Genomic DNA, 24,483 nt, shown 5'->3' with positions numbered 1-24,483 from the left:
AAGAATAGATCTTTCTACTATTTTTTGAAACTGACCTTCCGGATATTTTTATGTCCGGAGTGTCTTTTTATATGGTGTTGACAGCTAAATTTTAAGCTGATAATCATCATTTAACTCTTTTAAGATCATATAAAGTGCAAGCAAATACCTTACGAACATTTTTTTTAAAACTCTTTTTAGCCAGCTGCCTTTTTTTTACGGGGAGTACTGCATTTTCTCAGATTTATGATCCGGTATCTTGGGAAACTTCGGTAAAGGAACTTGGAGAAAATAAATATGAACTCCAGATCTTGGCAACTATTGAACCGGGCTGGCATTTATATGCTCAGAATCTACCTGAAGGAGGACCGGTGCCAACCTCTTTTTCATTTCCTTTTGAAAGTTCTTACAAAATTATAGGGAAGGTAGAGCAGAGTAAGCCGCATACTTTTTTTGATGATATTTTTGAAATGGAAACTTCCTATTACGAAAATCGTGCAACGTTTTCGCAAATTGTTCAAGTAAAAGAGACTTCCTTAAAAACTATTAATGCGGAAGTCACCTTTATGGTATGCGACGATAGCCAATGTTTGCCACCAACTACAGAAGAGCTTCATTTTAAAATTCCGATTTCTTCAAAACCTGAAACCTCAGAACCCAAAGAGCAGAACGTTAAATCCAAGACTTCAGTTGATGAACAAGATTCTGTAGAAGAGAAAAGTAATCTTGAAGAAAAAACAAATGACCAAAAGGAAATCGGTTTAGAAATTGATGAAAAAAGATCTGAAAATAAAGAAAAACTTTCCGAATCTAAAAAGGATAGTTCGAACAAAGAAATAAAGAGTTCTCAAGAAAACGAAGATAACAATAACGCTTCAGATACAGATAATAAAAGTCTGTGGGGAATTTTTATAGTGTCCTTTCTATCCGGTTTTGCCGCGCTATTGACGCCATGTGTCTTCCCTATGATCCCATTAACGGTAAGTTTCTTTACCAAACAAAGTAAGAATAGGGCCGTAGGCATTCGCAATGCAATTATTTATGGACTCAGTATCATCGTTATTTATGTACTGCTAGGCAGCTTAGTCACCCTCATTTTTGGAGCTGATGCACTCAATGCGCTTTCTACCAATATTTGGTTTAATCTCGTGTTTTTTGTCATTCTTGTCATTTTTGCGGTTTCTTTTCTTGGCGCTTTTGAAATTGTGCTTCCTAGCAGCTGGGGCACAAAAATGGATGCTCGGGCTGATAAAGGAGGCATGATTGGTATATTTTTTATGGCGCTTGCACTGGCTATCGTATCCTTCTCATGTACAGGGCCGATAGTTGGAACCTTGTTGGTTCAGGCTGCCTCCAAAGGAGGTTTAGCACCAATTGTTGGGATGCTGGGTTTTTCTGGGGCGATCGCGATTCCGTTTGCCCTGTTTGCGGCCTTTCCAGGTTGGTTGAATTCGCTTCCCAAATCTGGAGGCTGGCTGAATACAGTAAAGGCAGTACTCGGATTTTTGGAACTGGCCTTGGCCTTTAAGTTTTTAAGCAATGCAGACCTTGTTTTACAATTGCATCTACTCGAACGCGAGACGTTCTTGGCAATTTGGATTGCAATTTTAGGAACGCTTACCTTATATCTCTTCGGAAAAATAAAGCTCCCGCACGATAGTCCACTACCTTCTATTTCAGTAGGACGGCTGTCTTTGGGAATGCTTACCTTAGCGTTTACCGTTTACCTAATCCCTGGACTATGGGGAGCACCCCTGCAGTGGATTAGCGGTTTTCCACCCCCACAGCAATATAGCGAATCGCCTTATGGTGTTGGCAATACGAAAGGGGGAATGGCTTCTCAAGTTATCCTTCCTGAAGGAGCTGAACTGGGTCCTCACGACATTCCCGCTTTTAAGGACTATGAAACCGGTATGGCATACGCCGAAAAAGTAAACAAACCGGTACTGCTTGATTTTACCGGATATGCCTGTGTAAACTGCCGCAAGATGGAAGAACGCGTATGGTCTGATCCTCAGGTATTACAGCTTTTGCAAAATGATGTTGTTCTTATCTCTCTTTACGTAGATGACAAGAAAGAACTACCCGAAACGGAGCAGTACGTTTCAAAAACCACCGGTAAGAAAATCAAAACTATCGGGAATAAATGGAGTGATTTTCAGATCACCCACTATAAAGCGAATGCGCAGCCTTATTATGTACTGATCGATATTGAAGGAAAAAACCTAAATGATCCCACAGCCTACAATCCCGATATTGACTCTTATCTGGACTGGCTGAGAGAAGGAATTGAAAATTATAATTAAAAGAAAATGAAATTTCCCATTACATACTATTTAATAGTGTTATTAATTGGTTGCTTTCAGCTAAGTAGAGGACAGCAAAAAGATAAACCAGAACTCAAACCAGCCGATATCACTAAGGGCCAGCTAAACAACGGGATGCATTACTATATTATGCATAATGAAGAGCCCGAAGATCGGGTATCCTTCTATTTTGCGCAAAAGGTGGGTTCTATTTTGGAAGAAGACAGTCAGCAAGGCCTTGCGCATTTTTTGGAACATATGGCATTCAACGGGACCGAGCATTTTCCGAATAAAAGAATGCTGGAGTATTTGGAGAAAAACAGTATAAAGTTCGGGAATGAAATAAATGCAGCAACGCACTATGATGAAACTATCTATAGAATTCAGAATGTTCCAGTAGAAAATGAACGTTTGCTCGATTCCATATTACTCATACTTCATGACTGGTCTGACGGTTTAACCCTTTCGGCAGCCGAAATTGATAATGAAAGAGGGGTGGTTAGGGAAGAATGGCGCTCCAGATATACTGCACAACGCCGCGCTGCCGACAGCATTCTTAATCAGGGTCTGCTTAAAGATTCCAGGTATGCCAAAAGAGGAGTAATAGGAACCATGGATGTGATTGATAATTTCAACTATGAAGAACTTCGGGATTATTACCAGAAATGGTATCGCCCAGATCTTCAGGCTGTAATTATCGTGGGGGATATTGATGAGAAAAAGATGGAAGAGAAAGTGAAAAAACTATTTTCAACCATTTCGCTTGAAAAAGACAGGCCAAAACGTGAAAGATACAAGGTTAAAGTTGGAGATGAATTCACATACCTCAATCTCGCAAATAAGGAACTCGGCACCACGTCAATAGAATATTTTTTAAGATATGAAGTGGATCCCACACTTACCGAAAAAGAAATGTTCCAACATGAAGTAAAATTAGAGATACTCACTTCGATTATTGACCGTCGCTTTATCAAGACAGTAGATCAACCGTCAAGTCCGGTATATTCGGCAAGGTTTACAGATCGTGATTTTACGCTGCCCAAAAATATAGGTATTCTGAAGTCCACCCTTCACCCCAAAAAAGACAGCTTGTTGCCGGCATTGAAACTTGCAGCAACCGAATTAAAACGGTTCTGGCTACATGGAGCCAACCAAGATGAATTTGATCGTACGAAATCTTCTATTGCCGGCGGACTGAAAAGTAGAATTAACAGTGGAGGAAGCAGCAATATTTATCACGCCATAGAAATTTCCGAAGCTTTTTTCAGAAATCATCAGGTAATAGATTATACAAGTTTGTATCAGTATAAACTCGATTATTTAGAAGGTTTAACGAAGGAAGATATATTGATTTTTTTCAAACAATATTATACCGTGAAAGGTAACGTCGTGGCAATCCTTGGTTCCGATGAAATTAAATATCCTTCTAAAAAAGAAGCTTTCAATACTATAATAGATGCAAAGAATACCAAACCTGAGCCTTATAAAGAAGTAGAAGTTAAGGCTAAAAAGTTGATGAACCTTGAGCTTAAAGGCGGCAAAGTCATCAGTGAAGAACAAGTAAAAGATACCGAAGGAACAAAGTTCATTCTTTCTAATGGTGCAGAAGTTTTTCTTTATCCAACATTAGATAAAGATGATAAAATGGTTTATTTCAAGGCCATTAGCCCCGGCGGCCGTTCGCAGCTGAATAAAGAATTGCTTGATAATTCCCTTTTTGCCTATATGTTTGCCGAAGCTTCTGGAATTGCAAATCTTACCAAGAAAGAACTGGCTAAATCTAATGAGGTTATCGTCCCTTCCGTGAAAATTGAAGAATATGAAGAGACGATGGACCGGTATTCTTATGCCAATAATCTGGAAAATTTATTAAAAGGAATTTACTTGGCTTTTACCGAGCCTAGGTTTGATGAATCGGCTTTTGATGCTGCCAAGCAAAATCTCGAAAATCTGAACAGAATGCTACACGCTAATAATCGTGCAGATTTTTCAGATTCTTTAAAACTGGCAATGAGTAATTATAGTCCGCGTGAAGTGTATTTAGGTGAAAAATTGCTTAATTCACTTTCGATGGAAAAGATGGAAACTCTTTATAAGGACCGAATAAAAAATGCAGCAGATTTCCGTTTTATTTTTATGGGAGATATTGAAAAAGAGGTTTTTATTCCACTTATAGAAAAATATATAGGAAGTCTTTCGGGAGATACTACTGCTACTGAAAAGATCGTAGATCATGGAATGAAACCCGCAAAGGGAATCAGAAAAGTACATATTTCACAGCAAATGGAAACTCCGCAAACCACGGTAAGCGTTTATATTACTGATGATCTTCCATATAATCACGAAAATAAACTGGTGATGGCTGTTATCGCAGAATTGCTGGAGAAACGTTATATGGAAAGAATACGCGAGGAAGAAGGCGGTACCTATGTTGTAAGAGTAAAGGGCGATCTCCAGTATATACCGGAGGATCATTTCACGCTATCTGTGAATTTCAATTGTAATCCTTCAAAGACTGATCGATTAGTAGAAATAGTATATGAAGAACTTCACGCGCTTTCTCACAATGTAGATAGTGCGAAACTTCTTGAAGTCAAGACCAATCTTATGAAAGAACTGGGTGATAAGAAAGATAATAGTATGAATCATCTTGAAAAGATTACAAGCAGTATTGAAACAAATACTGCTATTTCGAGTTACCAGGAAGATATTGTTAGAGTTGAAAGACTTACGGCAGAAAATATTAAAACAGTTGCAAAAAAAGTAAACGATAACCCTCGTATTGTAGAAGGAATTTTAGCTCCAGAAACACAAGAAAGCAAATAGTTCAAATTAAAATAAATAGAACCTTAGCATTTATTAAATTTCAAATTACGAATTACTTGCTTTGTTGGTTGCGATGAGCCTTCAGGCTGCTTTTGCACAGGATGAAAATAGTTCAGAATTCCAACCAGCCTATCCTTTCGGTAGAACAGACACGTAATTCTCATCGTATGACAAGTCTGATGTAGCTATTGCAAAAGCTTGTTTTAAAAGCCTATTAGCTACAACAATTAATGCATTGAATGAATTCGATAGTTAATTACCCCGCTTTAAACGGAATCATTCAAATAGTGGCTTCTCTATATTGGGCTTGGCATTTTGTGCATTTATGGTATCTATACCAGTACACAGATATGTTAATCAATTTTGAGGTACCCAAATTGGTTACTCGCGCTATTTGTAATACTGAGTTTACGAGGTGTTTGGGGTGGGTTATTCGTTTTATTGAAGAAATTAAAAAAAGGTATGCTCAATTAATTGGGTTATTATTCTTTGGACTTTTAATCGACTTAATTCTAATGTTTTAAAGTATATATAGGGTTGTATAAAATGTTTTGAAAAAATTAGTTATAGTAGTTTTTTTCAAAATCAATGGGTTTAATTCCTGTCTTATTTTTAAAGTATCTGGAAAAATAGGCGTAATCATTAAAACCTAAAATTTCAGAAATTCTAAGAAGACTGTTTTTAGAATGACAGATTAACCGCTTGGCTTCCAGAATAACACGTTCAGAAATTAACTGATTTGTGGTTTTACCAACGGTTTCATTTACAATCCTGTTGAGGTGTCTTGTCGTAATATTTAAGTTGTCCGCATAAAATTTGGGTAGCTTTTGATTCTCGTAATGCATCTCAATCAAGGTTTCAAAATTTTCTAGAATTTTTAGATAGCTGGGATTGGAGAAATTATCGAAATCAACCTTTGAGGTGTATAGTCTGGTGAGCGTAATATAAATATCTGTAATCCCGTTTACGAGTTTCAATTCTTTTAAGGGTTTGCTATCGGTATACTCCTTTAATAAATTCTGAAATTTAAGTGCAGTTTTCTCAACAGCTCCAGCGATATCCAAAAATGGTGGATTCTGATACGAATAATAAAAAGGAAATATTTTAAGCTCATGAAGAACATAGTGCATTTCATAGAAATCCTTGGAGTGAAAGAAAATAAATCCTTCCGGCTCTGAATCAAACTTCCAGGAGTGAACTTGCCCGGGTTTCAGAAAGAACACTTTTCCCGGTTTAATTTCATAAGTATTGAAATCTATTTCATGAACGCCACTACCTGCTGTAAACAGGATACACAGGTAAAAATTGTGACTATGAGGCGTACTAATTAAATCTTTATTTGTTCTAAAGTGCTTTGAAAATGTATTTACGTAGACAGTATTAAACACCTTAGAGGTTTTAAATTGATCTATATCCAGTACCGCTATTCTCATCTAGAATGTCTTAAAAGTGCAAAAATGGGAGTATTAAATGTAACACAATTCCTTTCTATGCAATTTAAATTTGTACCATTAAAAATAATAATACCATGATGAAGATCGCTGGAATTGTAAAAGGAACATGTCCCAATTGTAAAAAGGGAGCTATTTTTGAAACAAAAGGTAATATATTTTTATTGCGAATGCCTAAAATGAACGAACGATGCGGTGTTTGCAATTTAAAGTTTGAAAAAGAAACAGGTTTCTTTTTTGGTGCTATGTTCGTAAGTTATGCGCTGGCAGTTGCAGAGATGGTTGCCAGTCTCGTAATTTTCTGGATGTTCATCGACCTGGCTCCATTGACCGTTTTTATGATTATAGCAGGTATAGCTATTCTCACCAGTACCTTTAATTTTAGAGTATCCCGGGCAATTTGGATCTACTTATTCAACTAACATTTTATTAAATACAATTACTACTGGAGAGCTAAAACGGCTCTCCAGTAGTAATTTATATTATTTGGAATGCTATCTGTTGGTCTCAATAAGGGCTAAGGCATTTTGAAAATTCTCTTCAAGTTTTTCAATGCGTGCCACGCCGCCACCAATTTTGATTAGTTCCTCTCCCTTTTGCACGAGTAATGTTGGATAACTATTGACTCCAATTTCCTGTACTTCTGCAAAAAGTTTTCGTGTCTCATTTAATGCCTCTTCAATATGATAAAAGGCTTTGACTTGTTTAGAATTTAACCCGAAATCTTCTGCGAGCTCACCGAAGGTTTCAGGATTGCTTAAACTTTTCCCATCCTGATAAAACAACTTCATCATCGCATAGACAATTTCATACTGCTTTGCCGGAGCAAAATGTTTTAATGCAACAAAACCTTTTCCTGCATCTTCTGAGTTCAATATAAAGTTTCCATCTTCTAATAATTGATTATAAGATGCTCCAAACTTTGCTCCGGTGAGTTGATGTATTCGCTCATTAGCTCCGGGAATATGTGGATAATTAGAAATAGAAAGGCTTTTCTCCCCTGTAAATAAACCACCGGGTAAAACCCTGATGGGTAATTCTGGGTGACTATCCAGGAATTTGGTTAATTCGGTAGAAAAACCGTAACACCATCCACAATAGCCATCCCAAATATAGATGAGATTTAAATTTTCGGTATTCATATCAGATCAATTTTGAGTTTAATATCCCGCGGTGAACTGCTGCTGGTGGTGCTTGGGATTTTCTATTTCATCTGCTATCACCACGGCAACATCTTCTACAGACATTCTGTTTTTCCCGGAATCGTCAGAAACAGGACGGTTCGTACCCAGACGGTAACTTCCTGTTCGGCCAATTGAAATATCCGGATTCATTTCTAATGCCGGACTAAAATAGGCCCAGTCAAGTTTGTCTTCCTTTTTGATTATTTCAAAATAATCGCGAGCTGCTTTTGATTTTGGAATAAAAGGAAGATCCTGAGGTAACGTATCTACAATCTGCTTTCCTTCCTCATTGAGTAAACTACCAGCCCCACCAATGACGATAAATCTTTTGACTCCGGATTTTTTCACAGCTTGTTGTATCGCCTTTGAACCATTCACGAAATCTTCAATCAAATCGGGTTTAGTTGCTGCAGGGCTAAATGCACTAACAACTACATCAGATCCTTCAAGTACAGTAGACAATTTTTCCACCTCCTTGATATTTAAAGCGACATAAGACATGTTGTTCTTATCTGAATCCTTTTCACTTCTTGAAATTCCGGTGACTTCAAAATCCCGGTTCACTAATTCATTAACTATAGTGCTTCCAACAAAACCTGTTGCACCAATAACTACTACTTTTTTCATATCATTTCTAGTTTAATAATTTGATTACAAAATTAGATATAGGAGTTACTCATTTTACTACTCTTACCTTTTGGTAAGTAGTTACCAATTAGTAACTAGTTTGTATTTTAGTACTTTGTTATTTTTAAATTTGCTGCTATGGAAAATGGAAAACCGTCATCATTGCTGCTTTATACAATGCTGGGAAATTTAGATTTATGGAGCTCGCGCGTCATATTGAGGGGATTTCTCCAAAAATGCTTTCGCAGGAGCTTAAAGATCTTGAAGCAAATAATCTTGTAAAACGTAAAGTGTTAGATACAATGCCTATAACTGTAGAATATGAACTTACCTCGTATGGAAAAAGTCTTGGGATTGTGGTAGACGCCATGAGTGAATGGGGTATGAAATACCGAAAAAAAGTAGTTGGAGACTGATTTTATACGTATTCGTCTACTTTAGAATGAAAAATAATAGGTTCTTTTTAATCTGGAAATCAGTTAATCTTCAGATGAAAATTTCTCAGAAACTTTATTTAAACGTTTAGGCAAGGTACAGCATGCAAGAATGATTAATCGTAAATATCTAGTATTTGAATAAACTTCGATATTTTTAATTTTTAATAAGGCGTATAGCAAGCTGACAAATCCATACAGATTAGTACGTAAACTTGCTATAACCAAAAAGATGGTGCATCATTGAAGATTTCAAAAACCCAATAAACCTATGGAGCAAGATTTTATAATCAAGATACTTTTAAGCGTAATCGTAGGTGGAATCTGGGTAGCATCAAGTACTATAATTGTTGATAAATTTGGAACTAAAGTTGGTGGGCTTATTGCCGGGCTTCCGAGTACCGTTGTTGTAGCCTTATTTTTTATCGGATTAAGTCAAGGAGTACAAAAAGTGCTAGAATCAACTTCAGTGGTTCCATTAGCATTCGCAGCAAATGGTCCATTTATGTTGATTTACGCAGCTTTATCAAAAAGAGGTATATGGCAAGCAATGGGCGCAGCAATACTGGTCTGGTTTGGTATTTCTTATTTAATAATTTTATTCGATTTTAACGACTTTAATTGGGGGTTGGTAATTTGTATTTTGGTACTTATCATTAGCGCAATTATTTTTGAAAAAACTTTTCGTGCACGTTCAATAGCAGGACAAAAAACAGAATATAAAAAATCACAACTTTTAGCAAGAGCCCTTTTTGCGGGAGTAATAATAGGTTCGGCTGTAGCTGCTTCTAAATTTTTAAATCCATTATTTGGAGGGATTTTAGCTTCTTTCCCAGCTGTTTTTGTTTCCACATTAATTATTTTACACAATAGTCGAGGAGCAAAAGTAGCTATAGGCTTGACTAAATCATTATTAATAAGTGGTTTCATAAATGTAATATCATATATAATGGTAATAAGGTTCTTGTATGTTTCCGTGGGTATTTATTGGGGAACATTGATCGGACTTAGTGTATCATTAGTTACGGCATATTTAACACATCAATTTATTTTAAAGAAATTGAAATAAACAGATAAATAATCGCATTAACCCCTGTATGATACATAGCTAGTACTAATGTAAATAGTTTTGACTTCATTCTCATTTTGACTACACAAATCCTCAATTAGAACACACTCTGAAAAAGCAGCCATACGACCTTTGTATTTCAAAATTTTAGAAAGAGAAATATGAAAATTGTATTGACAGGATCATTGGGCCGTATTGGAAAACCACTAACACAAAGTTTAGTGAAAAAGGGGCAGTCCGTAACCGTTATTAGCAGTAAACCCGAAAGACAAGAAGAAATTGAAACACTTGGCGCAAAAGCAGCAATAGGCAGTATGCATGATGTTGATTTTTTGACTAACACATTCAAAGGTGCTGATGCTGTTTACCTTATGATAGCCTGGGATGCTATCGGCAATAGCTTCGACAAAAGCATAGATTTCCCTACTGAATTCAGCAAAATTGCCAGCAAGTATAAACAAGCCTTGAAACAGTCGGGTGTAAAAAAGGCAGTGCTTTTAAGCAGTATCGGAGCACATACTAACCAAGGTATTGGTAGCCTTTCCGTCTATAAGGGAGTGGAGGATCTAATGAATCAACTGCCTGATGATGTATCCATCAAATTTATACGCCCTGTTGCCTTTTATCCCAACCTCTTCAGATTTATACAAAGCATCAAGACCCAGGGAGCTATTATACAAAGCTATGGTGGCGACACTAAAGAGCCTTGGGTATCACCCGTAGATATTGCCAATGTGATTGTTGAAGAACTGGGAAAACCTTTTGAAGGCAGAAGTTTTCGCTATGTAGCCAGTGATGAAGTTTCACCCAATGAAGTAGCTACAATTTTAGGAGAAGCCATCGGCAATCAAGAATTAGAATGGAAAGTGGTTCCCGCTAAAGAATTACTTAAAGGCGTACTGGAATCTGGTATGAACGAATGGGTTGCTAACGGTTTTGTAGAAATGCAGCATGCACAGGGAAGTGGCATGTTATACGAAGATTTTTATAAAAATAAACCCATGCTGGGTGAAATCAAGCTTACAGATTTTGCCAAAGAATTCGCATCAGTTTATAACCAATAAAATTTTGAAAGGATGAAGAACGTGTTAATTACCGGAGCCAATAAAAGTATTGGCTTTGAAACAGCTCGACAATTAGTACAACAAGGGTATTATGTGTATTTAGGTAGCCGTAGCATCGAAAGAGGAAATATTGCCATAGAAAAACTAAAAAGTGAAGGATTTACAAATGTAGAGTTCATCCAATTAGATGTAAACGATAGCGTTTCGGTGGAAGCGGCAAGAGCTGAATTAGGTAAAAAAACAAATGTGTTGGATGTACTCATCAACAATGCAGGAATTAATGGCGGTATGCCTCAGGAAGCACTGAGTGCAACTATAGATCAATTGCAAAATGTGTTGAATACCAACTTGTATGGAGTAGTTCGGGTTACACAGGCATTCACAGATTTAATGCGTAAATCAGAACAGCCTCGCATTGTCAATGTATCCTCAAGTGGTTGCTCCTTAACTTTGCATAGCGACCCAACCTGGAAATATTATGACCATAAATCTGCAGTATATGCACCATCCAAAGCAGCTATGAATATGTACACCATTGCATTGGCTTATGAATTGAAGGATACCAATTTTAAAGTGAATGCTGTTTGTCCCGGTTTTGTAGCTACCGATTTTAATGGGCATCGTGGCACCGGGACGGTTCAGGAAGCCGGAACGCGTATTGCAAAATATGCCACCATTGGCGAAGATGGACCAACAGGAAAATTCTTTAGTGAAGAATACAATCCAGAAACCGGCGAATGTCCTTGGTAAACAGCCAACCAGATATATCGTAAATTTAGAGTATGAAGAGATCAGAGGAGAATTTTCAACTATTCCAATCTTTATCGGACTTGCATCGGGTGCTTGGCTTGCCAAAGCCATTGCATCCGATGATCAGTTTTACAGACATTAAGGATATCAAAATCCTGCCGGAAGAATTAGGCAATGCTTATATTCTTAACTTTTACAAAATTTCCTATAAGTCAGATCTTTGCGGACAGGCTAAATACGGGCAGCATTATTATGATTTTGGAGAAGGCGGATTGGTTTATACCGCACCCCATCAAGTATTTGAATTGAATCATCAACCGAGTACTGGTTTTTTAGTACTCATTCACCCCGATTTTTTGTTAGGTTATTCATTGGCAAAAAAAATCAAACAGTTTGGTTTTTTCAGATATGCAGCCAATGAAGCATTGCATATTTCAGAGAAGGAAAAAGAAACCATATTTTCAATTTTTAAAATTATAGACGAAGAATTACAAAGTAGAATTGATGATTTTAGCCAGGATGTAATCATCTCTCAACTGGGATTAGTATTAAATTATAGCAACCGCTTTTATAAGCGACAATTCATCACCAGAAAAGCTATAAATAACGACTTGTTACAAAAGTTGGAAGAAATTGTAGACGATTATTTCAACAACGAAAAATCTTTAACGCAAGGAATTCCGACTGTACGGTTTCTTGCCGGGCAACTCACTATTTCACCCAGTTATTTAAGCGATCTTTTACGTTCCTTAATTGGTCAAAGTGCAAAACAATACATTCATAGGAAACTGATTGAAAAAGCAAAGGAAAAATTATCGACTACAGATTTGACGGTTAGCGAAATTGCCTATGAACTGGGTTTTGAACATTCACAATCATTTAGTAAGCTTTTCAAGAAAAAAACGAACCGTTCCCCCTTGGAATTCAGACAGTCTTTTAATTGAATCGCCTGCGGTAAAAAAAGCACTATAACCTATAACGAACTGATGTAAAAACCGATGCTGCATCGGGATTAAATTTGAGACATTAATTGTCTGTGCTAAAACGGGAGTAACTATCCTACTAGTTATGGTACAGATAGGCGGAGTATCACTTGAAACAGCATCCAAATTCAGCGATATCAATTGGATGTATTCCTTTCAATGCCCTATCAAAATTAGATAATGTAGATTTTGGTCATTATAACCTTGTTTTTGGTCGTCATCACGGGAGGCTTTAAAAATACCTTTGTATCGTAAAAGAAGTATAACTAAAACCGGAAGAGATGAAAACAAGAAAACAAATTTTAGCAACAACTTTATCCGTATTAACTACATTGCTGTTTACTGTAAACACTTCAGCTCAGGCAAATCACCTATCAACTAAAATTGTAGACTTAGATACAGTTAATGTAAATTATAAGAGCACTGCAGTGAACGATTTCGTTTCAGATATTATTACGGATAAAGACTTTAAATACCGCAAAGCATTAAAAGAATCAAAATCCAGTAATAAATACTATAGGTTAGGTGATGTTGAGATCACAGAAGCAAATCTTTTAAAGCACTTTAAAAAAGCCGCTCGTAAATCTGATTCAGCAGAGGCGTTTGCTTTGTACTTTAAAAACATAAACTTAAGCTTTATTGCTGCACTTGATCAGTACGTTATAGAACAGCTCTACAATACGATAAGACAGACCACTTTTAATGGTTTTCTAGATAACTGGCAAAAATATTACTAGATTCTTCTTATCAAAAAAATAGATTTTGGTCATTTATACAAACATATTGATCAGTCATACGTCTTTCACCCCTCCTAAATTTGCCAATCAAAATACAACCTGTTTAAACTCAAATTAAAATGAAAACACTAGATCTCAATACAAAAAAAATAGCCGTCAACATTCTTACGGTAGCAGGACTTTTATTACTACTATTTTTAATTCTTTCGTTTACTAATGAAAGCACCGAAGAAAATTCAGAACCGGCTGCTGCATCTCAAGCTATGCCGGTAGAAGTATCGACTCCTGTTTTTAGTAAAATAACCGAATGGGATGAATATACAGGTCGCTTTGAAGCAAGTGACCGCGTAGATGTACGAGCCCGTGTAAATGGTTTTTTAGACCGCGTAAACTTTACAGATGGCCAGCACGTTAAAAAAGGAGAAGTACTATTTACTTTAGATGACAGACCTTTTAAAATCGCATTATCTCAAGCCACAGCAGAATACAGCCAGGCACAGGCGTCTTTAAAAACAGCTCAGGATAATTACAACAGAGTAGAATCTCTAAGGGAATCCGGGGCTTTATCAATTGAGGAGTACGACCGTAGAAAACAAGCATTGGCTTTTGCACAGGCAAGTGTTGCCCTGTCTCAATCTCATGTAGACAAAGCAAAATTAGATTTGCAGTTTACACGAGTTACCGCTCCGATTTCTGGCCTTGTTAGCAGGCATATGGTGAATGGGGGAAATCTTATAGACGGTGGTACTTCCAATGCAACTTTACTTACTACAATTGTAGCTACAAGCCCTATCTATTTTTATTTTACAGGAAGTGAATCTGATTATTTACGATACGTACGTTTAGCACGTAATGGCGAACGCGGTTCTATGCGTTCTGAAGCGTTGCCGGTAAGTATTAAATTACAGGATGAAACTGAATTTTTACATAATGCTAAAATGGACTTCGTAGATAATGAGATCGATAACAGTACCGGAACGATAGAAAGCAGAGCGATTTTAGAAAATAAAGATCAGCTTTTAGAACCGGGTATGTTTGGTAAAGCACGATTAATGGGTAGTGCCGAGCACGAGGCATTAATGATTTCTGATGACGTTATTGGTACCAATCAATCCCTTCGTTTTGTTTACGTCTTGGGTGAAAACAATACGGTGGAAGTAAAAAATGTCACGCTGGGTCCGCTTCACAGCAACGGCTTGAGAATTGTTAGAGAGGGCTTGACCAAAGAAGATAAGTTAGTAGTAAATAACATTCAGAAAATACGTCCGGGAATGGTCATCTCACCCGTTGAAACTTCGTTTACGGGAAGCTCTTCTGAAAAATAAACTGTTATTAAAACAACAGCTAACCTGCTTATTTAGAAAATTCTAAAAATTAAACCGGAATATATCCTTTCCTTTTTCCGCTTGCGAAAAAGAGAAGGGTAGAACCGTACATCCTATTTGTAAATACCATTATGAAATTCAGTCACATTTTTATACAGCGACCCATTTTTGCGGGAGTCTTGAGCGTACTCATACTCATCATAGGTGCGCTTGCTTATTTATCCTTACCCATTTCTCAATTTCCGGATGTTGCACCACCTACCGTTGAAGTTGTCGCTATGTATCCCGGTGCCAACGCAAGAACGCTTTCTGAAACGGTGGCCGCACCTTTAGAAAAGGAAATAAATGGAGTAGAAGGGATGTTGTACATGACCTCTCAATCTTCTGCCGATGGAAGGGTAATCGTACAGGTCGCTTTTGAATTGGGTACCGATTTAGACCGGGCGCAGGTTCAGGTTCAAAACCGGGTTGCTATTGCAGAGCCCAGATTGCCGGAAGCTTCCCGTAGATTAGGGATCACTACCAAAAAAATATCTCCAGATATTCTCCTTGTGGTGAATATGTATTCGCCTAATAAAACTTATGATCAGACTTATATGGGGAATTATGCGGCACTTCAGTTAAAAGATGAACTGGCGCGTATAAAGGGGATTGGTGATATTCAGATTTTTGGTGCAGCAGAATATGCTATGCGTATCTGGTTAGATCCTGATAAAATTTCGAATTTAGATATGACAGCAGGTGAGGTGGTAGCAGCTTTACGTGCGCAAAACGTACAGATCGCCAGTGGTACTTTAAATACATTGCCTTCCGGAAATCAATCTGCATTTGAAATTAATATTCAAACACAGGGTAAATTAGTAACACCAGAACAGTTTGAAAATGTAATTCTAAAATCAAATGAAGGCGGAAGACTGGTGCGTCTTAAAGATGTAGGGCGCGTAGAACTAGGTGCACAGAATTATGCCACGACTGGGTATTTAGGTAAAGACCCTGCGATTGCGATGCCTGTCTTTCAACAGCCGGGAGGAAATGCGTTAGAAACTTCAGCAGAGATCGAAGCCCGTATGCAAGAACTTGCTAAAAGTTTTCCGAAAGATTTAGAATATAAGATTGCTTATAATCCAACCAAGTTTATTCAAAAATCGGTAGACGAGGTATACCACACTATTTTTGAAGCGATTATTCTGGTTGTACTGGTTATTCTCTTATTCCTGCAATCTTGGCGGGCTGCAATAATTCCGATTCTGGCAATACCGGTTTCTTTGATAGGAACCTTTGCTGTGATGCAGGCCATCGGTTTTTCGTTGAATAACCTTACGCTTTTTGGTTTAGTTCTCGCTATTGGGATTGTAGTAGATGATGCGATTGTTGTGGTAGAAAATATGGAGCGGTATCTGGCAAAAGGTTTTGCTCCAAAAGAAGCAGCGCGTAAAACGATGGATGAAGTAGGAGGCGCTTTGGTTGCTATTGGTCTGGTCTTGATTGCTGTATTTATTCCTACTGCATTTTTAGACGGAATTTCAGGTCAGTTTTACAAGCAATTTGGGATGACTATCGCGGTTGCAACTGCAATTTCGGTATTTGTTTCCCTGACGTTGAGTCCGGCGATGGCGGCTTTGTTGATGAAGCACGAAGTAAAAGACCCTGATAAAAAGACACCAGTAATACTGAAACCTTTTGCTTATGTAGGAAATGGTTTCAATAGATTTATTGACAAAATTTCGGAAAGCTATGGGAAGCGCGTACAAAAACTGGTACGTACATCCATTATGGTACTCGTGGTTTACGGCGGTCTGATCCTGATAACAGGTTTTGAATTTGGCAGAGTGCCAAAAGGGTTTATCCCCGCTATGGATCAGCAGTACTTTATCACCTTGGTACAGTTACCACCCGGCGCATCGTTATCTAGAACAGATGCTGTTGTAAAAGAGGTTATAGACAAGGCCTTAGATATTGATGGAGTAGAAAATGCGATTGCCTTTACCGGTTTTGATGCGGCATCCAACACAAACGCTTCTAACACAGCAGCGGTATTTTTACCGCTGGAAGATTTTGAAATACGCGAAGAAAAAGGTTTGGAATACGAAGCCCTGTTGGGCACAATAAGTGCCACTTTAGGTCAGATAGATGATGCGATTGTACTGGTAATACCGCCACCATCTGTACGAGGTATTGGTAACGCCGGTGGGTTTAGAATGATGGTTCAGGATCGAGCAAACTTAGGTACAGATGAGTTGGTCAAAGCGACCTATGCACTCGCAGCAGCTGCTAATGCCGATCCTATTTTGAGTAATGTTTTTACATTTTTTAATGATCAGACACCGCAGTTGTATCTGGATATTGATCGTGTTAAAGCTGAAAAGCTAGGAATTGATGTAGGTGACGTTTTTCAGTCTTTGGAGATTTATATGGGTTCTGCATTTGTAAATGAGTTTAATTATCTGGGAAGAACCTTTCAGGTGACTGCACAGGCTGATGCGCCTAACCGCTTAACTCCAGATGATATTTCCCGAATTAAGGTGCGTAATGCAGATGCTGAAATGGTACCCTTGGGAACCTTTACAAAGCAGGAAGATATTTCAGGTGCGTCGCGTATTCCTCGTTTCAACCTGTATCCTGCAGCTTCTTTAAATGGGAATATAGCTCCCGGTTACAGTTCTGGTGAAGCTTTAGACCGAATGGAAGAACTTGCTGCAGAAGTACTTCCGCAGGGAATCTCTTTTGAGTGGACCGAATTGGCTTATCAGGAGCGTCAAACCGGAAATACGGCAGGTATCGCCTTTTTACTGGCTGTTGTATTTGTATTTCTGTTGCTGGCCGCGCAGTTTGAAAGTTTGGTACTTCCGCTTGCGGTAATCTTTATTGTGCCTATGGTGTTGCTATCTGCAATTGTAGGTATTGACTTGGCGGGTCTTGATAACAATATTATGGTACAGATAGGACTGATCGTTTTGGTAGGTCTTGCAAGTAAAAATGCGATTCTTATCGTCGAGTTTGCCAAGCAGTTAGAAGATCAGGGCAAAGATCTAAAAACGGCTGTTATAGAAGCATCCCGATTGAGGCTGCGTCCTATCTTAATGACAGCAATGGCTTTTATTCTGGGCGTAATTCCGTTAGCTATTGCTACAGGAGCAGGGGCAGAGTTACGGGTATCACTAGGTATCGCAGTATTTAGCGGAATGCTTGGAGTTACGATATTCGGTATTTTTCTAACCCCTGTATTTTACTATCTGGGAAGAAAATGGACGACCAAAAAAACAAATGAACTGCACTAGCAGCAACCTTATAATTTATACAATCTAAACCGATGAAAAATAGATTTTTAATATTCCTGTTCTCTTTGATTTTAAGCTCTTGTGGGATCACAAAGCGAGATTTTGAAGTTGAACCTACTGTGAACATTCCGGAAGATTATTTAGAAGAAGAGCTTGCACCAGAAACTGCAAACAATTCAGAAGTGATTCAAGACTGGTGGTCTAATTTTAATGATCCGGTTTTAGATACGCTTATTGAAAAAGCCCGTAAACACAATCTGGACATCAACACGGCGATTGCTAACTTTTACGCATCGCGGGCACTTATTAAGGAAGCTAAATTTGACAGGATTCCTACGGTGACAGCTAATGGAGATTATACCCGTACCCGTCTGGGAGAAAATGTTTTTGTACAGGGGAGTAATCCTACGTACAATACATTTAATGCCAGTTTTGATGCTTTTTGGGAGGCTGATCTCTTCGGAAGGGTTTCAAACCGAATTAAAGGAGCGGTAGCCAATAATCAAATGGCGCTGGCCGATATGCAGGGTGCTTATGTGAGCATTTTTGCAGAGGTAGCTACTGATTATATGGAACTGCGCGGAACCCAGTATTTGTTAGATATCGCAACCCGCAATTTAGAAGGTCAGCAAGATACGTATGACTTAACGTTGCAGTTATCTGAAGCCGGTACCAGCAACAGTCTTGATGTTTCCAGAGCCTTGGCACAGCTTGAAAATACCCGTGCAACCATACCACCGCTTAAAGCCCGTCTTGAAGCTTTAAAAAACAGTCTGAGCGTTTTAATTGGCGAAGTTCCCGGAAATTTAGATGCGGTTGTTGTAAACGATCAACCTTTACCCAGCTTGCCGGCTTCGGTAGAAATAGGGGAGGTAAAAGACTTATTAAGACGCCGCCCTGATATCAGAAGGGCAGAAGCTGCATTACAGATGCAGATTGCCAAGTATAATATTTCTGTAGCAGAACTCTACCCAAAAATACAATTTGGAGGTTCTATAGGTTTTTCGGCAGTAGATTTTGCAAACTTCGGTCAAAAAGAATCCTTTAAATGGAGTATTATGCCCAGCATCAGTTGGGCTGCATTCAACCTGGGGCGTGTGCGCCAACAAATAAAGCAAAATGATGCGTTAACACTCGCAGCACTTAACCAATATGAAAAAGCAGTTTTAGAAGGCCTGGAAGAACTTAAAACACGCTTGGTAAACTATACTCAGGAGTTACAGAGAAGGGCTATTCTGGAGCGGTCTTCAACAGCAAGTGCTCAGGCAGCACAATTTGCTAAAGACAGGTACAACGCCGGTCTGGATAGTTTTATAGACTACTTAAGCGCAGATAATACCTTGCTTCAATCTGAAAATTTATTGGCGCAAAGTGAAATAGCTTCAGCGACTTCTTTAATAGCGATCTACAAAGCTTTAGGTGGCGGCTGGAAGATTATTTCTGAAGCAGAATTAAATACCAGATTTGAAACGATGAAAGTAACTGAAAAGACTTCAGACTAAATACAGGTGAGGTTACTTTTGAGGACTAAATTTATAATTAGAATACGCAGTAGCATTTTAATGCAGTGTATTCTTTAAACACAAATTTTTGCATATAGAATTTATTTTTAAAATTATAAAGAACCGATTTTGGTCATTACTTAATACTTTTATAAGATGACCCAGACAGAGATACCGGTTTATGAAACAAGTAATGCGCTGAGTGAGGCTATGGGTTTCCCTCATAGGAGTCACATACCCAATTTTGATGTATATGAATTGGGTAGGTTAGAGCCTTCTGCCAGACGGTGTATGCCACCTTACAGACAAAGTTTTTATCAGATAGGGATATTGAGTTATGTGGGAGAAAGCAAATTGAATTTAAATACAGATTGGATTTCTCCGGAAGAATATCCGTTATGGTTTGTAGTTCCGGGGCAGGTATTTTCATGGGTGCGCGATGAGAAAATGGCCGGCTTTAGTATTATGTTCAAGAAAGAGTTTTTGATGAATGTGGTAGATAATGTAGTAGAAGATTTTCCGTTCTTAAAAATGTCCGAACGCAGTTTGTTGATGCTTACTAAAGAGGAGCATGAATCATTGCTTTTTGATGCGCAGCGTATGCATTCGGTGTATAAAAATCCACACCCCTATCAAGAGAAAATGTTAGAGGGTATGCTGGTCTCTTTTTTATACTTTTGCAAGGCTGTTTATGAGCGATACAAGACGACTGAAAATCACCTTACACGGGCGCAGGTTATTACTCAGAAATTTGAAATTCTGGTTGATAAAATGTATGTAGATACAAAAAACGTGGGAGATTATGCAGATGAGTTAAATATAACTCCTAACTATCTAACAACCACGGTAAAAAAGTTGACCGGTAAAAGTGCAAAAGATATTATTCAAGACCGGTTATTAGTAGAAAGTAAAAGTTTACTGAAGTTTTCAGGCTTAGATATAGGTGAGATCGCTTATCGATTGAATTTTCAAGAACCTACGCATTTTACGCGGTTTTTTAAAAAATTGAGCGGGCTAACGCCTAATCAATTCAGACAAATGGATTAAAAATTGCAAATGGGTATACCTATTGCAGTAGAATTAAAAATTAATAAACTAAATCATATTTAAAATTGATCAGATTAGTTTCACATTATTAAGCATGCTATGGAAGTTAAGAGAGTTGCGGTAGTCACAGAGGCAGGAAATGGATTGGGGAAGACTTTTGCTAAGATATTAGTACACCATAATTATAATGTAATTCTGGCTGCTAGTAAGAAAAGTTACGACACCCTCTCCCTAGATGCAATCACGTTACAGGATTTTAAATTGGTAAAGGTCGATTTTACTTCTTCAGAGAGTGTTTCTGAATTGAAAAGTCTTATAACTTCAACTTACGGAAGGTTAGATCTTCTTATTAATAATGCAGAAATAGCAAACGGTTTTGGTCAAAAAATAAGTCAGTTGAATCTTGAAGAGGTCAAAGAGCTTTATGAGATCAATCTTTTCGCGGTGATTAGAATCATACAGTCTTTAAAACCTGTACTTGAGAAAAGTGATGATCCCAGTATCATAAACATCACGAGTTCTTTAGGTGATATTACAAAAATGACCGATGATAATTTTTGCTACTCCAATTATTGTATGACTGCTTATGCCACTTCAAAAGCGGCTTTGAATATGTTTACACATCTGCAATGTAAAGAGTTTAAACCTTCAAAGATCAAAATAAACGGTTTTGATCCTATCTCTTTAAAGAACTGTACACATAATTCGGTAGTTATCTGTGACGGAATTAAAGATGAGTTTGTTAAGCTGATTTCTAAAGATCCTCTTTAAAGATTGTATTTCTATAAACTTTTGCTGTTCTTCATCTGCTTGATCGAAAATAAGATCTGAGCAACAAATAGTTAGATGCTTAAATGCATTTATAAGCGAGATTAATCAACTTAGCAAATTTGAATAAAAGACATTTTTAAGATCTTTGGCATCAAATTGTCAAGATGAAACTTGCTTATATCGCTCTAATTACACTAACCTGCTTTTCCTGTATAAATAGGAAAAAGACTTCCGAGAACCCTAAAGATACCGGCATTCAAAGTAAAATACTAACTCCGGAATTTCAAACGATTTTGGATTCCGCAGGTGTTGAAGGTTCGATTCTAATCTATGATTTAAAGGATGATACCTACTATTCTAATGACTTTCAATGGGCCGCGAAAGGAAGGTTACCCGCTTCAACGTTTAAGATCACCAATTCCATCATTGCGCTGGAGACCGGAGTTGTTGAAAATGACAGCACCCTTTTTAAGTGGAATGGAGAAGAGCGAAGTCTAAAAAGTTGGGAACAGGATTTAATACTTAGAGAAGCTTTTCACTATTCCTGTGTACCATGTTATCAGGATGTAGCACGAAAAATAGGTGCGCAACGCATGTCTAAATATGTAAGCAAACTTGAATATGGAGCGATGGATGTTGATTCAACAAACATTTATATGTTCTGGCTTGAGGGTGAATCCCGAATTAATCAATTCCAGCAAATAGATTTTCTAAAGAGATTTTATGAATCTGAATTGCCCATTTCAGAACGTACCGAAATGATCATGAAACGAATGATGATCCTGGAAGAAAATGAAAACTATACCTTACGCGGGAAAACAGGTTGGTCTATAAGAAACGGAAATAACAACGGTTGGTTTGTGGGGTATATGGAAACCGAAAACAACACTTATTTTTTCGCTACAAACGTTGACCCGAAACCGCAATTTAATATGGATTTGTTCCCAATGATTCGAAAAGAGGTGACTCTTAAAGCATTCATACAAATGAAATTAATAAATTAAAAACCCTCTGATAAATACTTCCTATCCTTACCGGAATTGTTGCTGCAATACGGGTATTTCCGAAAGAAAAACAAGCTCCGCTTTCCGCTTGAATCGGTAAATCCGCACCTATTTTCTAGTGTTTGTTTTTATACGAAAAGTTTTAACTTAATTTACACACCTGATCCGTTTTTGTTTATTTTAGAAAACAAGTTTGATTAAAAAGCTTTATATGCGCAAATAATTATCATATGAAAAATTCGTTCTTTTCAGATTTTAAGACTGTCATTATAATTACTGTTATAATCGCGATAACAATTTCATGTGCTTTGATTTTTAAATATTTGAGCCGTAAAAAAATAAACAGTCTGGTAGCGACAAAACATATAGATCCTACCAGCTATCTTTTTGCTACAAACTTCATTTCGGCAATCATTGTAATTATAGGTGTTTCATTTGCTTTAATTCAAATACCCGAAATGAAAACCCTGGGGCACTCCTTACTGGCTGGTGCGGGTATCATATCTCTGGTTGCAGGGCTGGCCTCTCAACAGGCATTGAGCAACATTATGAGTGGCTTTCTTATTGTTTTATTTAAGCCTTTTAGAATAAACGATAGAATAACCTTTAACCAAACCTATACCGGGACAGTAGAAGAAATCAATTTGAGACAGGTTGTGCTTCGGGATTTTGAAAACAACAGGATTGTGGTACCCAATTCGGTAATAAGTTCAAATGTAATTGTCAATACAAACCTAAACGACACCAAAGTTTGTAAAATGATCGAAATAGGAATTGGCTACGATTCAGATATTGGCAAAGCTTTACAAATCATGGAAGATGAAGTCGTAAAGCATCCCTTACATATAGATAATCGAAGCCCGCAAGACATTGAGAATGGTATCCCGATCGTTACGGCACGGGTAATCGCATTAGCAGATTCATCGGTCACTTTAAAGATTTGGGCGTATTCAGACAATATCTCCAATGGGTTTACCATGTATTGTGATCTGTTGCGATCCATAAAAGAGCGCTTTGACAAAGAAGGTATAGAAATACCGTACAGCTATCAAAATGTGATTATCAAAGATCCTAATTAAAATACGCTCCAGTTTGATATCCTACTACGACAACGAAGAAGAATCCTAATCCTTCTAGTAATGACTTGAATAATTACAAGCTTAGATCCACAGGCAGAGTCATCTATTTTTCAATAGATATAAACTAGGTATAATACCAGAAGAAGACATTTTTATTGAGGAAAAGAATTGTAAAATAATTTGAAATAGATGTGTATAATCAAAAACTACCAGCATAGTCACTCAACTTAAAGTCCAGTTTTTTGTTTCAAGTCCAAACTTAAAAACTCTAGAGTTTAAAACTCAAAATTAAATCCTTTTTCCAGGAGTTGTTGATAGGTTTCCGGGTTGAACTGATAGAGTTTAGCGGCTCTGTGCGAAACATCTTTTTCTTTTTCGTTCAGCGGGGTCAATAGGTTCATTTTTAAGATCTTGCGTCTAAAGTTGGGTTTATCCATTTCTTTCCCAAGGATTTCTTCATAGAGATGCATCAGTTGTAATAGCGTGAATTTTTGCGGAAGCAGATTAAACCCTATGGGTTCCTGCTTGATCCTTCTGCGTAAGCGTTTAAGACCAATTTCTAAGATCTGAGCGTGATCATAGATCAAGTCCTTTACCTGTGAAACTTTAAACCAGGCTACTTCAGCTGCTGTTGCCCCGGCTTTAAGGTCATAGTCCTCTTCTTTAATCAGCGCATAATATCCTATTGTAATTACCCGCGACAAAGGAAAACGATCCGGGTCACTAAAAGCCCGCAATTGCTCCAGATAAATATCTTTAATACCGGTTAATTCTAGCAAAAGCCTGTTTGCAGCATCATCTGTACTTTCAGTTTTATAGATCCACCCCCCGGGAAGTCCCCATTTATCTTTACTGATCCCTTCACCGTGCCGCACCAGTAGAACTTCCAAATTGCCTGCTTTAAAACCAAAAATCACACAATCTATAGTAATACTTTCTAAAGTAGCCTTCTTTTCAGCTGATGAGAGGTTATTCATGAATTTAGAATTAGATCTAGGGGTTGGTTTTTTTTAAGTGCTCTAAATTATAAAAATTATGCGGAATAGATTTTTATATGTATACTTGTA

Annotated in this window: 20 protein-coding genes and 1 pseudogene; 16 read left to right on the top strand and 5 right to left on the bottom strand. The window is 37.6% G+C overall.

All coding sequences use genetic code 11. From position 1 onward, the window contains the following. Positions 1 to 134: 134 nt before the first annotated feature. Both DSM02_RS01150 and DSM02_RS01145 read left to right on the top strand, forming a co-directional pair. Positions 135 to 2,285, top strand: coding sequence for a cytochrome c biogenesis protein CcdA (locus DSM02_RS01150; protein ID WP_128763926.1), 2,151 nt, complete (start codon positions 135 to 137; stop codon positions 2,283 to 2,285). 6 nt (positions 2,286 to 2,291) lie between these two features. Further along, positions 2,292 to 5,111, top strand: a complete 2,820-nt coding sequence (locus DSM02_RS01145) for a M16 family metallopeptidase (RefSeq protein ID WP_128763925.1) — start codon at positions 2,292 to 2,294, stop codon at positions 5,109 to 5,111. 129 nt (positions 5,112 to 5,240) lie between these two features. Here DSM02_RS01145 and DSM02_RS01140 read toward each other — a convergent pair. Further along, positions 5,241 to 5,345, bottom strand: a pseudogene (locus DSM02_RS01140) (IS110 family transposase); the annotation flags it as partial. A gap of 326 nt (positions 5,346 to 5,671) precedes the next feature. Then, complete coding sequence (locus DSM02_RS01135) at positions 5,672 to 6,544, bottom strand: helix-turn-helix domain-containing protein (protein WP_128763924.1); 873 nt, start codon at positions 6,542 to 6,544, stop codon at positions 5,672 to 5,674. 95 nt (positions 6,545 to 6,639) lie between these two features. Here DSM02_RS01135 and DSM02_RS01130 point away from each other — a divergent pair, with 95 nt between their 5' ends. Then, complete coding sequence (locus tag DSM02_RS01130) at positions 6,640 to 6,984, top strand: DUF983 domain-containing protein (RefSeq protein ID WP_128763923.1); 345 nt, start codon at positions 6,640 to 6,642, stop codon at positions 6,982 to 6,984. Between the two features lie 72 nt (positions 6,985 to 7,056). Here DSM02_RS01130 and DSM02_RS01125 read toward each other — a convergent pair whose 3' ends face one another. Next, entirely contained in the window at positions 7,057 to 7,704 is a 648-nt protein-coding gene (locus DSM02_RS01125; RefSeq protein ID WP_128763922.1) for a DsbA family protein, read from the bottom strand. A gap of 18 nt (positions 7,705 to 7,722) precedes the next feature. Beyond that, entirely contained in the window at positions 7,723 to 8,373 is a 651-nt protein-coding gene (locus DSM02_RS01120) for an NAD(P)-dependent oxidoreductase (protein WP_128763921.1), read from the bottom strand. 128 nt (positions 8,374 to 8,501) lie between these two features. Between DSM02_RS01120 and DSM02_RS01115 the strand changes: the two genes are divergently transcribed. The 13 genes from DSM02_RS01115 (at position 8,502) to DSM02_RS01055 (ending at position 23,416) form a co-directional block, all read left to right on the top strand. Next, positions 8,502 to 8,789, top strand: coding sequence for a winged helix-turn-helix transcriptional regulator (locus tag DSM02_RS01115; RefSeq protein ID WP_128763920.1), 288 nt, complete (start codon positions 8,502 to 8,504; stop codon positions 8,787 to 8,789). Positions 8,790 to 9,078: 289 nt separating this feature from the next. Continuing rightward, entirely contained in the window at positions 9,079 to 9,876 is a 798-nt protein-coding gene (locus tag DSM02_RS01110) for a DUF3147 family protein (protein WP_128763919.1), read from the top strand. 161 nt (positions 9,877 to 10,037) lie between these two features. Next, positions 10,038 to 10,940, top strand: a complete 903-nt coding sequence (locus tag DSM02_RS01105; protein WP_128763918.1) for an NAD(P)H-binding protein — start codon at positions 10,038 to 10,040, stop codon at positions 10,938 to 10,940. A 12-nt stretch (positions 10,941 to 10,952) separates the two neighbouring features. Next, on the top strand, positions 10,953 to 11,690 hold the full coding sequence (locus DSM02_RS01100) for an SDR family oxidoreductase (protein ID WP_128763917.1): 738 nt from the start codon (positions 10,953 to 10,955) through the stop codon (positions 11,688 to 11,690). A gap of 32 nt (positions 11,691 to 11,722) precedes the next feature. Then, positions 11,723 to 12,634: a helix-turn-helix domain-containing protein gene (locus DSM02_RS01095; RefSeq protein ID WP_128763916.1), complete on the top strand. Its 912-nt coding sequence runs from the start codon at positions 11,723 to 11,725 to the stop codon at positions 12,632 to 12,634. Positions 12,635 to 12,954: 320 nt separating this feature from the next. Further along, positions 12,955 to 13,410, top strand: a complete 456-nt coding sequence (locus DSM02_RS01090) for a hypothetical protein (protein WP_128763915.1) — start codon at positions 12,955 to 12,957, stop codon at positions 13,408 to 13,410. 119 nt (positions 13,411 to 13,529) lie between these two features. Next, positions 13,530 to 14,735 (top strand): efflux RND transporter periplasmic adaptor subunit, encoded by a 1,206-nt coding sequence (locus DSM02_RS01085; protein ID WP_128763914.1) that lies wholly within the window; start codon positions 13,530 to 13,532, stop codon positions 14,733 to 14,735. Between the two features lie 131 nt (positions 14,736 to 14,866). After that, entirely contained in the window at positions 14,867 to 18,013 is a 3,147-nt protein-coding gene (locus tag DSM02_RS01080) for an efflux RND transporter permease subunit (RefSeq protein WP_128763913.1), read from the top strand. Between the two features lie 32 nt (positions 18,014 to 18,045). Then, complete coding sequence (locus DSM02_RS01075; RefSeq protein WP_128763912.1) at positions 18,046 to 19,515, top strand: efflux transporter outer membrane subunit; 1,470 nt, start codon at positions 18,046 to 18,048, stop codon at positions 19,513 to 19,515. Between the two features lie 156 nt (positions 19,516 to 19,671). Continuing rightward, a complete protein-coding gene (locus tag DSM02_RS01070; protein ID WP_128763911.1) occupies positions 19,672 to 20,562 on the top strand; it encodes a helix-turn-helix domain-containing protein in 891 nt (296 codons plus the stop codon). 99 nt (positions 20,563 to 20,661) lie between these two features. Next, a complete protein-coding gene (locus DSM02_RS01065; protein ID WP_128763910.1) occupies positions 20,662 to 21,333 on the top strand; it encodes an SDR family NAD(P)-dependent oxidoreductase in 672 nt (223 codons plus the stop codon). A gap of 164 nt (positions 21,334 to 21,497) precedes the next feature. Next, positions 21,498 to 22,337, top strand: coding sequence for a class D beta-lactamase (gene blaOXA, locus DSM02_RS01060; protein WP_128763909.1), 840 nt, complete (start codon positions 21,498 to 21,500; stop codon positions 22,335 to 22,337). A 230-nt stretch (positions 22,338 to 22,567) separates the two neighbouring features. Beyond that, positions 22,568 to 23,416, top strand: coding sequence for a mechanosensitive ion channel family protein (locus DSM02_RS01055; protein ID WP_128763908.1), 849 nt, complete (start codon positions 22,568 to 22,570; stop codon positions 23,414 to 23,416). Between the two features lie 275 nt (positions 23,417 to 23,691). On the opposite strand, the gene DSM02_RS01050 is transcribed toward DSM02_RS01055, so the two are convergent. Next, the gene (locus DSM02_RS01050; protein WP_128763907.1) at positions 23,692 to 24,393 is read right to left on the bottom strand and encodes an NUDIX hydrolase; all 702 of its coding nucleotides are present in this window, start codon (positions 24,391 to 24,393) and stop codon (positions 23,692 to 23,694) included. Positions 24,394 to 24,483: the final 90 nt, after the last annotated feature.

Source organism: Leeuwenhoekiella polynyae (genome assembly GCF_004104075.1).
Lineage (GTDB): Bacteria > Bacteroidota > Bacteroidia > Flavobacteriales > Flavobacteriaceae > Leeuwenhoekiella > Leeuwenhoekiella polynyae.
Note: the sequence above shows the minus strand (reverse complement) of the source record. Positions and strands in the feature narration are given on the sequence as shown.